Origin of the sequence: Undibacterium sp. RuTC16W, from assembly GCF_049339445.1 — a bacterium.
Classification (GTDB): Bacteria; Pseudomonadota; Gammaproteobacteria; order Burkholderiales; family Burkholderiaceae_D; genus Undibacterium.
In genome coordinates, this window is sequence record NZ_JBMPPE010000008.1 from 108,743 (window position 1) to 121,017 (window position 12,275).

General features: G+C 48.0%; 12 protein-coding genes. 9 read left to right on the top strand and 3 right to left on the bottom strand.

Annotation, left to right across the window (positions count from 1 at the left end; all coding sequences use genetic code 11):
* Positions 1–12: 12 nt before the first annotated feature.
* From ACO0K4_RS15670 to ACO0K4_RS15695, 6 genes are all read left to right on the top strand, one after another.
* Entirely contained in the window at positions 13–354 is a 342-nt protein-coding gene (locus ACO0K4_RS15670; RefSeq protein WP_422957587.1) for a DUF4212 domain-containing protein, read from the top strand.
* Positions 354–2,390 (top strand): sodium:solute symporter family protein, encoded by a 2,037-nt coding sequence (locus ACO0K4_RS15675; RefSeq protein ID WP_422957588.1) that lies wholly within the window; start codon positions 354–356, stop codon positions 2,388–2,390. The genes ACO0K4_RS15670 and ACO0K4_RS15675 overlap by 1 nt, the downstream gene beginning before the upstream one ends.
* A gap of 84 nt (positions 2,391–2,474) precedes the next feature.
* Positions 2,475–3,899: a circularly permuted type 2 ATP-grasp protein gene (locus tag ACO0K4_RS15680; protein ID WP_422957589.1), complete on the top strand. Its 1,425-nt coding sequence runs from the start codon at positions 2,475–2,477 to the stop codon at positions 3,897–3,899.
* 69 nt (positions 3,900–3,968) lie between these two features.
* Positions 3,969–4,919 (top strand): alpha-E domain-containing protein, encoded by a 951-nt coding sequence (locus tag ACO0K4_RS15685; protein WP_422957590.1) that lies wholly within the window; start codon positions 3,969–3,971, stop codon positions 4,917–4,919.
* A gap of 109 nt (positions 4,920–5,028) precedes the next feature.
* A complete protein-coding gene (locus ACO0K4_RS15690; RefSeq protein WP_422957591.1) occupies positions 5,029–5,847 on the top strand; it encodes a transglutaminase family protein in 819 nt (272 codons plus the stop codon).
* A gap of 93 nt (positions 5,848–5,940) precedes the next feature.
* Positions 5,941–6,816, top strand: a complete 876-nt coding sequence (locus ACO0K4_RS15695) for a peptidase (RefSeq protein ID WP_422957592.1) — start codon at positions 5,941–5,943, stop codon at positions 6,814–6,816.
* A 137-nt stretch (positions 6,817–6,953) separates the two neighbouring features.
* Here the strand turns inward: ACO0K4_RS15695 and ACO0K4_RS15700 are convergent, their stop codons facing one another.
* Positions 6,954–7,502: a DNA-3-methyladenine glycosylase I gene (locus ACO0K4_RS15700; RefSeq protein WP_422957593.1), complete on the bottom strand. Its 549-nt coding sequence runs from the start codon at positions 7,500–7,502 to the stop codon at positions 6,954–6,956.
* Positions 7,503–7,623: 121 nt separating this feature from the next.
* Between ACO0K4_RS15700 and ACO0K4_RS15705 the strand changes: the two genes are divergently transcribed.
* Entirely contained in the window at positions 7,624–9,060 is a 1,437-nt protein-coding gene (locus tag ACO0K4_RS15705) for a S41 family peptidase (RefSeq protein ID WP_422957594.1), read from the top strand.
* A gap of 98 nt (positions 9,061–9,158) precedes the next feature.
* Here the strand turns inward: ACO0K4_RS15705 and ACO0K4_RS15710 are convergent, their stop codons facing one another.
* Positions 9,159–9,872 (bottom strand): site-2 protease family protein, encoded by a 714-nt coding sequence (locus tag ACO0K4_RS15710; protein ID WP_422957595.1) that lies wholly within the window; start codon positions 9,870–9,872, stop codon positions 9,159–9,161.
* A 66-nt stretch (positions 9,873–9,938) separates the two neighbouring features.
* A complete protein-coding gene (locus ACO0K4_RS15715; protein WP_422957596.1) occupies positions 9,939–10,844 on the bottom strand; it encodes a DUF2167 domain-containing protein in 906 nt (301 codons plus the stop codon).
* Positions 10,845–11,099: 255 nt separating this feature from the next.
* On the opposite strand from ACO0K4_RS15715, the gene ACO0K4_RS15720 reads away from it, so the two are divergent.
* Both ACO0K4_RS15720 and ACO0K4_RS15725 read left to right on the top strand, forming a co-directional pair.
* Complete coding sequence (locus tag ACO0K4_RS15720; RefSeq protein WP_422957597.1) at positions 11,100–11,612, top strand: peroxiredoxin family protein; 513 nt, start codon at positions 11,100–11,102, stop codon at positions 11,610–11,612.
* A 132-nt stretch (positions 11,613–11,744) separates the two neighbouring features.
* Positions 11,745–12,257 carry a TlpA family protein disulfide reductase gene (locus ACO0K4_RS15725; RefSeq protein WP_422957598.1) on the top strand — a complete coding sequence of 171 codons (513 nt, stop codon included), beginning with the start codon at positions 11,745–11,747 and terminating at the stop codon, positions 12,255–12,257.
* The last annotated feature ends 18 nt before the right edge of the window (positions 12,258–12,275 follow it).

The window sequence follows — 12,275 nt, forward strand, 5'->3', positions numbered from 1 at the left end:
CGAAGACGACTCATGACAGAGACCAACCCCGCCATCACCTCGAGCAGCCGCGCCAATACCGTGAATAGCGTTTATTGGCGCCATACCCGTCAGCTCACAGCGATCTTGCTGGCAAGCTGGCTGACGCTGACATTCGGTATATTATTTTTTGCCCGCGAACTGGTTGCGTATACTTTCTTCGGCTGGACATTGTCCTTTTATATGGCGGCACAAGGACTGACTTTATTCTATGTCCTTCTACTGGCCATTTTATCGATCGTCATGCGCAGAATAGAGCGAGCGCATCAAACGTATCTGAAAAATTCTATTGAGCACGCAGTTGATAGGCCAGCCTCAGCAAAGGAAAGTGCGTAATGGTACAACGCAGTTTTACTAAACGTCTGACGATTTATTATGCATGGTACACCCTGCTGTTCATCGTATTTTTGATCAGTCTGGCGCTACTGGAAAAAGAGGGCGTGCCGCGTGCATGGATAGGATATCTGTTCATGTTCTCGACGATCGTGATCTACGCAGGTATCGGTGTCTTGAGCAGAACCTCCGACATTTCTGAATACTATGTTGCCGGGCGCCGTGTCCCCGCGATTTTTAATGGCATGGCAACAGCGGCTGACTGGATGTCGGCGGCAAGTTTTCTTAGTCTTGCCGGCGGACTCTACTTACAGGGCTTTGACGGACTCGCCTACATCATCGGATGGACGGGTGGATTTTGTCTGGTGGCGCTGCTGATCGCACCTTATATACGCAAATTCGGCCAATACAGCATTGCAGATTTTTTAGGCACACGCTTCGCGGGTGCGCAAGGCAGCAACACCGTCAGAGTGCTTGCTGTGATTGCTACTATCTTTATTTCTTTCACCTATGTGGTCGCGCAGATTTATGGCGTAGGTTTGATTACTTCGCGCTTCACCGGCGTTGATTTTTCAGTGGGAATTTTTCTGGGGTTAGCGAGTATTCTGGTGTGCTCATTCTTAGGTGGCATGCGCGCAGTGACCTGGACTCAGGTAGCGCAGTACATCATCATCATTATTGCGTATATGATTCCGGTCACATGGCTATCCGTCAAGCATACGCAAACGCCGATACCGCAAATTGCCTACGGCTCTAAATTATCCGCATTAAGCAGCAAAGAAAAACTGTTTGCCGCCGATCCCAAAGAACAAGAAGTCCGCGCCATATTCAAACAACGCGCGGAAGGGTTTCAGCTCAAGATCCAGCAATTACCTAATTCATGGGAAGAAGGTCGCTATGAATTACAGCGCAAGCTTGATGAACTTAAATCCGGCAACGCATCGCTGATAGAGATCAAAGCCGCAGGCCGCGCTCTGGCGAATTACCCCAAGACACCGCAAGAGGCGCAGCAACGCTGGACTGACGCGAAAAATAATAATCTGGGACGTGCCGAACCCACCATCACGAACTACACGCCTTATGCGGCAAAAGACCGTAACGAATCGGACATCAAACGGAATAATTTTCTGGCGCTGGTTTTTTGTCTCATGATGGGAACCGCCGCCCTGCCCCATGTGTTGATACGCTACTACACAACCCCCTCGGTACGTGAAAGTCGCGAGTCGGTGTTCTGGTCGCTGTTTTTTATCATGCTCTTGTACATCACGATTCCTGCACTGGCGATCCTGGTGAAATACGACATCTATAACTCGCTCGTCGGAATGGAATTTTCTAAGCTTCCGTCATGGGTCACCTACTGGGCCAGCATTGACAAAATTAATCCGCTGGTCAATATCACTGACATCAATCATGACGGCATTGTTCAACTGGCAGAGATTGCGATTGATGGCGATATCGTGGTGCTGGCGACACCGGAAATCGCCGGTCTGCCTTATGTGATCTCCGGCCTCGTTGCCGCTGGCGGACTGGCCGCGGCTTTGTCCACAGCGGATGGTTTGTTACTGACGATTTCCAATTCTTTATCTCACGATATTTATTACAAGATTGTTGACCCAAGCGCGTCGACACAAAAAAGGGTCACGATTTCAAAACTCTTGTTGCTGGTGGTTGCGTTGGTGGCCGCCTATGTCGCATCCTTAAAACCCGCTGATATATTGTCTTTGGTCGGTGCCGCATTTTCTCTTGCAGCGTCGGCGCTATTCCCTGCACTGGTATTGGGCATATTCTGGAAGCGGACGAATCATCAGGGAGCAATCACCGGCATGGTCGCCGGCTTTATCGTTTGTGTGTTTTATATGCTCAACACACACCCGTTATTCGGTGGTAGTGTTGCTAATCAGTGGTGGCATATTGCGCCGATTTCTGCTGGTGTATTTGGCGTACCGGCGGGTCTGATCAGTATGGCGGTCATCAGTCTGATGACACCCAAACCCGATCCGCATACGCAGGACCTGATTGATTTTATTCGCGCACCATAGCCCGCTGTCAGACCCCTTAGACCGCTTTGATTACGCTGGCATGCTTCTTGATAGTACCTACTCAAACAACAGCGAACTAACATCATGGCAAAATTTTTCAATGAAATGACTGCTGATGGCATCGATGCAGCAGGCAACATCCGTGAACACTATCGTGAGTTCAGTACCTGGTTAAAGCAGCAATCGCCAGAGACCATACAACGCAAGCGCGCTGAAGCTGATCTGACTTTTCGCCGTGTCGGTATTACCTTTGCCGTCTATGGCGACGATGCAGGTACTGAGCGCCTGATCCCCTTTGATATTATTCCCCGCATTATTCCTGCATCGGAATGGGCGCAATTGCAGACTGGTCTGGTACAGCGAGTTAAAGCGCTGAACATGTTTATTCATGACATTTACCATGATCAAAACATCATCAAGGCAGGGATTATTCCAGCCGAACAAATTTATAAAAATGCGCAATACCGGCCGGAGATGCAAGGGATCTCCGTCGCATCAGATATCTACGCGCATATTGCCGGTGTCGATATCGTGCGTGCCGGCGCCGGTGAGTTTTACGTACTGGAAGACAATCTGCGCGTACCGTCGGGCGTGTCCTACATGCTGGAGGATCGCAAGATGATGATGCGTTTGTTCCCGGATTTATTTGCGCGCAATAAGATTGCGCCGGTCGATCATTATCCTGACATGCTGCTGGACAATCTACGCTCGGTTGCCCCGATGGGTGTCAATGATCCTACCATCGTCGTGATGACACCGGGAATGTACAACTCAGCCTATTTTGAACACGCATTCCTGGCACAGCAAATGGGTGTCGAGCTGGTTGAGGGCAAGGACTTGTTCGTCAATGACAACGCCGTGTATATGCGCACCACACGCGGTCCTAAACGGGTCGATGTTATTTATCGCCGGATTGATGATGATTTCATGGATCCACTTGCATTCCGCCCTGACTCCTCTTTAGGTGTCCCTGGTTTGCTGTCTGTCTATCGTGCCGGCAGAGTCACCCTGGCAAATGCGATTGGCACCGGTGTTGCGGATGATAAGTCGATCTATCCTTTTGTTCCGGACATGATTAAGTTCTACCTGACGGAAGAACCGATACTGAACAATGTACCGACCTATCAGTGCCGCAAACCCGAAGATCTTGCCTATACGCTGGCACATTTACCCGAACTGGTCGTCAAGGAAGTTCATGGCGCCGGGGGCTATGGCATGCTGGTAGGCCCGGCGTCGACCAAGGCACAGATCGAGGATTTCCGGCAAAGACTGATTGCCAAACCGGATGGCTATATTGCCCAGCCGACGCTGGCATTGTCCGCCTGCCCTACTTATGTTGAAAGCGGTATTGCCCCTCGACATATTGATTTAAGACCATTTGTATTGTCAGGAAAAACTATCTCGATGGTACCCGGCGGACTCACTCGCGTGGCGCTGCAAGAAGGGTCACTGGTCGTCAACTCATCCCAAGGTGGTGGCACCAAAGATACCTGGATACTCGAAAAATAAGGGTACGCACGAGTATCGACCGCCCCACCTTTTTGACAATAATCATGACATTGCGCAGGAGAAGAACTCATGTTGAGCCGCACCGCAGATCACTTATTCTGGATGGCACGCTATACCGAACGTGCTGAAAATACCGCGCGCATGCTTGATGTCAACGTACAGACATCGATGCTGCCTCAATCCGCCGAGGATGCGGAACAAGGCTGGCGCGCAATGCTTGGCATCTCGGAACTGCAAAGCGCATTTGATCATAAGTATGGCTTGCTGAATGCAAAAGACGTGCTTGATTTCATGGTGCGCGACCCGGACAATCCATCGTCAATCGCCGCCTGCCTGACCGAAGCCCGCGAAAATGCACGCGCCGTGCGTGGCACGCTGACGACCGAAGTATGGGAAACTCAGAATGCCACCTGGCTCGATATGCAGGAGCGGCTGAGTAGCGGCTTGCTTGAAACTGATCCTAGCCAATTTTTTGAGTGGGTTAAATACCGCTCGCATTTATCACGCGGTGTGACACTGGGCACGATGCTCAAAGATGAGGCCGTGCATTTCATACGACTAGGTACCTTCCTGGAACGCGCCGATAATACTGCCCGGATTCTGGATGTGAAATTTCACGCGGCAAAAGACATTAATAGCACCGACGAGGCCGTACAACGTGACTTCTATTACTGGGCTGCGTTGTTGCGCTCAGTATCGGGCTTTGAAATTTACCGCAAAGTGTATCGTGATGTCATCACACCTGAGCGCGTGGCCGAGCTCCTGATGCTGCGTGGCGATATGCCAAGGTCCTTACTCGCCTGCATGGATGAAGTCGTCCATAACCTCAAGGAAGTGCGTAATGATGTGTCCTCAGACACAGAACGTTTCGCAGGCAAACTACACGCAGAATTACAGTTCGGTCGTATCGAAGATATTCTGGCAGCGGGCTTGCACGATACGCTGACGGAGTTTTTGGAGCGCATCTTCGCACTGGGGAACCGCGTCAGCCGCGACTTCCTGGTACCTCTTGCAGCATGATGAATCAACTGACAATAACAATATACTCCTGCTCAGTATTTTTACATCACCTAATATAGATGAGCGGATTCAACCTGTTTTAATGAAAAAGGGTGGGAGTATATAAATTATGCAACTATCAATACGGCACGAAACCACATATCGCTACACAACTCCGCTGGCATATACCATCCAGCAACTGCGCCTGACACCACGCGTAGAATCGCAACAGCGCAGCCTGTCATGGCAAATCGAGACAACAGGCAATCGCCACGCCTACACCGATGCCTACGGCAATCTCTCACACATGCTCACTATCAATGGCCAGTTAGAAACGCTGAGTATCGTCGCACAAGGTGTGGTGGAAACCGTCTTCCCTTATCAGGGCCGACTGAATTTAATTGAAACCTTATCGCCATGGATCTTCACGGTACCGACACCGCTGACAGAGCCGACACCGAGTATCGTCGCCTTTTCAGCCAACTGTCTGCCCGCCAGGCCCGAGCAAACCCAGACAAGGCATCTCATGAAGATGGCTGAGCACATTTTTGGTGCGGTAGCGTACCGAAGTGGTGCAACCCTTGTCACAACTACGGCAAATGATGCTCTGATGCTAGGGCTAGGTGTGTGCCAGGATCACGCCCATCTGTTCCTTGCCTGCTGCCACGCGCATGGCATTCCAGCACGCTATGTCAGCGGCTATATTGATCCGGGTTCGACCGATCATGCTGCCAGTCATGCCTGGGTCGATGTCTGGGTCGAAGACAGCGACTTCTCCGGCTGGGTCAGCATCGATGTCACGCATGCGCGACTGATGACCGATGCCTATTGCCGTTTGGCGATTGGTCGCGACTACGATTCTGCCGCCCCTATTCGCGGCGTCAGGCGCGGCGGCGGCGACGAAATCCTGGATGTCAAAGTACAGGTAATACCGATTTATGAGAACTAGGATCGATTAACGCCACTGAGCTACGAGGCGTAAATTGCTGACATAATTTAGCCTTAGGGTAAAATAAGACTTTTATAAAAGACTCTTGTAACAATGACATATTGTGTTGGCATGCGCCTCGATGCGGGGCTGGTTTTTCTCTCCGACTCCCGTACCAATGCGGGCGTTGATCAGGTCGGCACTTTCAGAAAAATGAGCGTGTTTGAAAATCCTGGCGACCGTATGATGGTCCTGATGACCGCCGGGAATCTCTCTATTTCACAATCAATTCGCCAACTCGTGTCTGAACATGTATGCGCCGATGGCAGCACGATCTGGAATGCGCCGAATATGTATGAGGCGGCTCGCATTCTCGGCGAGGCCGTACGTACAGTGCATAAACGAGATGCCGCCTCCTTATCTGAATTCGGTATCGACTTCAATGTCAGTATTATTTTTGGTGGCCAGATCAAAGGCGAGCGTTGCCGCCTGTTCCAAATTTATGCTGCCGGTAATTTCATAGAATCGCATAACGAAAATACCTATTTCCAGATTGGTGAAGCCAAATATGGCAAGCCGATTATCGACCGTGTTGTTACGACAGCGACTCCGCTGGATGAGGCGGCAAAGTGTGCGCTGATCTCTATGGATTCAACCCTGAAATCCAATGTATCCGTCGGCCTGCCACTGGACTTGCTAGTATATGAAAACAATAGTCTGGCCGTGACACGCTTTGTAACGATAGACGAAAAAAATCAATACTTCCAGATGATACGCAGCACTTGGGGACGTCAGTTGAAAAGCGTATTCGAAGGTATCGATGACCCGGTATGGGACGCTGCACCCGATGCGACCAGCAATGTCCTGTCATCGACCAACATGAACAGCAAACCTGTCCGTGTAGCGATACCGAGTCATGTCAGTGCGACCGGGATGGATAAAGCTCCTCTGCAAAGTCTGGCTCAGCAATTCAATAGCAAGCAACAATAATTTTCTGAGGACGTCACGCAGGCAGGCAATCATCAAAAAAATGGCACGGAATTCGTGCCATTTTTTTTAAACAACGCGACAAATCGGCCCTTAGAATTAGTCTTAAACTTAGTCCTAAATTAGCACTAAGTTAGCCGCTAGGTACGCCAGGCACAGTCCGCAGCATGATCCTGCACCATGCCAATTCCCTGCATATACGCATAAATAATTGTCGATCCGACAAACTTGAATCCGCGCTTGCTCAGGTCTTTCGAGATCCGGTCTGACAATTCAGTTTTAATAATCCGGTCGCCATTATTATGAATAGGTTTGCCATTCACATGCGCCCATAAATACGTATCCAGGCTACCGGCCTCCTCACATAAACGCAAATATGCCTGCGCATTGGTGATCGCCGCCGCAACCTTCAGCCGGTTCCGCACGATGCCTGGATTGGCTAATAACTGCGCAACTTTTTCCGCATCATATGCTGCGATTTTCTTTGCATCCCAATGATCAAAAGCAATGCGATAATTTTCACGCTTGTTGAGTATCGTCTCCCAGCTCAACCCCGCCTGCGCTCCCTCAAGGTTAAGCATCTCGAATAAACGGACCTCATCATGACAAGGCACACCCCATTCATGATCATGGTAATGAAGATAAAGAGGATTCGATGGATTAGCCCAGGAGCAGCGTCGATTAGTCATGATTTATTTGATATACAGATGTAACAAGATGCATATTCTTGCATGGAACGCAGCAATTTCGTTGACAGAAGTGATGCAAGTGGCATGATAGCAAACAGACATATTGAACAGGCTCACTATCATGAAAACATCCGGCGCTATACTTGTTCTGATCGGTGCAATACTCACCTCAAGTTGTGGTGGAGGTGGTGGCAGCCCGGGCACATGCAATGGCAGCGCGGCTGTCTGCTATGGATCAAACGGTACGACCTCAGGCTCATCAGTCACGGCGGACGGGCCACAGGGAACGCCAGACAGTCTCGCCAATATATGTACCCCATCAGGAGAAAAAGTCTGGGTTCGCGCCCACCTTGACGATGTGTATCTCTGGTACAAAGAAATCGTTAACTTAAGTGCCGCCAGCTACAGTACCCCGCAAGACTATTTCAACGCATTATTAGTCAAATCAAGAGACCGGTTCAGCTTTACCGCATCCCAGTCTGAAATCGACGGTTATTTCCAGTCTGGTGAAGACATCGGATACGGCATGTCACTAGTCAATAGTTCTGGCAATTTGCGAGTCACTTACGTGCAGCCAAATTCGCCGGCAGCACAACAAAATATCGGACGTGGCGCGCAGATTGTAGGCATTAATGGCGTCGCAATTACTCAACTCAACGCAGCAACACAAATTGCCGCACTCTATCCCAGTCTGGCCGGAGCGATAAACAAGTTCGACATTCTCGATACCGGCACCAGCATTGTGCGAACCGTCCAAATAACATCAACAAAAATCAGTAAATTACCTGTTTTACAAAGCACAATTTTGACCACGAATGACAATAAAAAAATTGGCTATCTGGTATTCACCGATCACATTGCAACGGCGGAAGATCCTTTAGTCACCAGTTTGCAAAATTTCCGGCAAAACGGGATTGATGAGCTGGTATTGGATATGCGCTATAACGGCGGCGGCTATCTGTATATCGCCGATATTCTGGCCTCCATGATCGGTGGGAAAAAAGTAGAAAATCAAATTTTTGAACAACTGCAATTTAATGACAAGCATCCAGAAAAAACCAACAACCCCGATAACAAATTCAGCTTTAGTACAACGGGAACCAAAAACCAGCTTTTACCTCAGCTCAGCTTATCACGCGTCTTTATCCTGACGACGGCTAATACCTGCTCAGCCAGCGAAGCCGTCATTAATGGCCTTTCACCGTTTGTACAAGTCATTACCGTCGGCAGCACAACCTGCGGCAAACCCACTGGCTTTGTACAAACCAATAATTGCGGGACTGCTTATTTTGCCATTCAATTCTCCGGCGTCAACAGTATTGGAAAGGGTGACTACAACAACGGATTTACACCAACGTGTAATGCGCCTGACGATTTAGATCATGATTTAGGCAGTGTTAGCGAACGTCAACTCTCCAGCGCACTAGCTTATGTTAAGACGGGGAGCTGCCCGGCCGTTTCTGCTGCACAAAAATCAATGACCTCAGTCAATAATAATGTTATTCAGGGAGAACAAATACGCTACCCATGGAGACAGAATCGCATATTAAATAAATAGTTGCAGCACATCGCAAACTTATTGCGAGCCATAAAAAAACGCAGACACAGTCTGCGTTTTTTTATTATGATTTCTGAACAAACAAAATCAATCTAAAATTAAGACTTCGGTAATATCTCGTGCAGCTCATAACTCATCAAAGCAAGGAAGGCAACCAAGCCCAGATACAACGCGCCATAGTTAAGCCGTGTATTCGTCGGAACCTGGTAATAATCCGCAGGCAAACCCTCAGGTGGTTCTTTGGAAAATGCTTGCTTTAACTGCGGATACGCCAGAATCGCAATCAAAATCAGCATAGGGCTTGGATTGTAGAAAAATAAGGCAATCAGTAAAGGGATACCTGCCAACCAGACTTTTGGAGAAATGATGGCGGTGATGCGTCCACCATCTAGTGGCGAAATCGGGATAAGGTTGAACAAGTTAATCATAAATCCCGAATAGGCTAACGCTAACATCAAATTGCTTTCATAATTTCTACCCAGCCAATAGCATGCTAACGCTCCCATACTTCCAGCAATCGGTCCAGCAAATCCGATATATGCCTCTGTCTCTACATCATGTGGCAATTCTTTAAGCTGTATCCAGGCACCGACAAAAGGGATAAACGTCGGTGCTCCAACATCTAATCCCCTCTGACGAGCAGCGATGAAATGCCCCATTTCATGTATAAAAATGAGTAAAACAAAACCTACCGCATAACGCCACCCAAAAATCCATGAATAGACAATCATGGAGATGAGCATCGTGCCACCCGTCGTCAGCAACTTACCCAATTTGCCAACGGCGAATAGCCACGTCAACAACTTAACCATCCTGAAACCTCCTAATTAGTTTTTGTTTTATACGTGGAGTGATCATACCTGTACCCATATTCATACTTACACTTGCCCGGCATCGCCATCCTTCTTTTTGCCAAACAATTTGGCAATCGCAGCGCCAGCAGCGGCAAGGCCTAACAAGAGTAATTTTTTAAAGGCCAGCAACATCGCAAAAATTTTACCGAAAAATCCTAACTTAGCAGCAACGCCACCGGCAACCAGTGCCGCTAAACCGTACTCGGCAACCTTATCACTTTTCGCATCAAAGTCAGCATAACGATTGCCGTCTGCGAACTCAGTAAAAGCAACAACGTTTTGCATTTCTTTTTTCACTTCCGCGATTTGCTCCATACCTGCCACAGCGTTCAATACCAGCACGCCCTTGCGGCCAAGAACACGGATGTTGTAGTTCAAGGAATTTTCTCCGGCCTTGCTACCAGCGAATTCCTTCGCCCAATAAAATTTATGGCTCGTTTTATCATAACTTGGCTTCTCTGCCCAACCCACCAGTGTCATAGGTGAATAACCTGCTTTTTTGCGCTCCTCATTCGCAGCGACATTCGCCTCTTTCATATCCTTTAGCAAGTCATCGTAATTAATGCTGTCAGCATCATCATCCTTGACATGACCGTCTTCATCATAGGTCACAACCACACCCCAGCTTGCCGAACTGAGTGGACTGACATTCGCAGGAAAAATCATACCCAAGGTTTTTGCGCCCGGCGGATTACCCCATGCATCGACCAATACTTTTTCCGTATCTTCAGGAGACAAATAGCGAAACGATGGCGACAAATTCAAACTTGCGATGCCGTTTGGCAGCGTGATTTTGCCTTGCTGGAATTTCAACGACGCCACGAATTCTTCTGCTGTCATTTTCTTTTCTGGCGCATCGGCGGCTTGTATCAACGGTGTCAACAGCATTGAGAAAGCAACGGCGATGATAATTCCTAACTTTTTAAACATGGTTTCCCTTTGTGGTTTTATGATTTTGCGGGCAGTTGATCTGCGCTCATCGAAATAAGCGAATGATATTATCAAATTAACCATATCAATGGTGCTCTTGCTGGAAATATATTTACTGAATTTTGTAAGTTTGTGAGCTTATTACAGACTAATTGGTCATACATATGGCTGAGATATGGCTGAGGCCATTCTTCCATCTTCAATTTATTTCTTGCTTCATACGACATCGAAATTAATTTGGCACAAGGACGCATCATGAACCGACGACATTTCATCCACAGCCTGGCGATCTCAGGCTTATCCATCGCAAGCGCTGGCATCATGGCGCAAAACAGTAAAGAGCCGACCCGATACACGATGCAGGGAACAGATATGAACGGTAAAAAATTCGATCTGAATGATTTATCCGGCCAGACTGTACTCGTCAGCTTTTTTACCGGTGGCTGTAATCTTTGTACCCGCGACTTAAAATTAATGCGCGAATTCTATGTCGGCAATTCGAAACGAAAATTCGTCTTGCTGGCCGTAAATATTGATCAGGATAAAAAAGATTTCGATACGTATAACCAATTCGTTTCACTGGCGACTCCGAAAGAGCAGCGCTTCCCTACTTTATGGCGACATGCTCCTGGCCACAAGGATAATTTCGGTAGCATCGTCCGCGAACCAACCCACTTTGTATTAAATCAAAAAAGTGAATTAGTGTTTAAACGCGAAGGTACTTTTCAACCAGATGATTGGGACAATCTCTGGCTCTCTCTGAGTTAACTTACTTACCAGAAAACATGCAATAAGCAGCACCTCATTCTTCTGGTACTCTATGTATCGGCTACCTATTTTCTGCGTATTTTCTTGCTTATTTCGTTACTCAATTCGCTGTACTTACGTCTAGGGGATAATATGAATCGAAGAAATTTCATTCAGTTGACGAGCATTGCTGGCTTGATGATGTCGTCACCACTCGTATCAGGACAGTCAAAAGCTGAGCTTCTTAAATACACGCTGCATGGTACAGATATCACGGGAAAGATACTCGACCTCAAAGACTTTTCAGGCCGTACGATATTAGTCAGCTTCTTTACCTTCGATTGTGAGCTTTGTAGCCATGATCTGAAATTAATGCGAGAGTTTTATGTCAGTAATTCGAAGAAAAAATTCGTACTGCTGGGTGTCAATATCGATCAAAACAAAAAAGACCTGGACGAATACAATGACATCACCACGCATGCCTATCCCAAAGATCAGCGTTTTCCTACCGTATGGCGTAATGCGCCTGGCCACAAAGATAATTTCGGTAACATCGTGACACAACCAACTCACTTTGTTCTCAACCCACAACACCAGCTTGTATTTAAACGTGAAGGCACATTCCAGCCCGGCGACTGGGACAAACTCTGGTTGTCATTGGAATAAGTCTAAATAAAATCATGC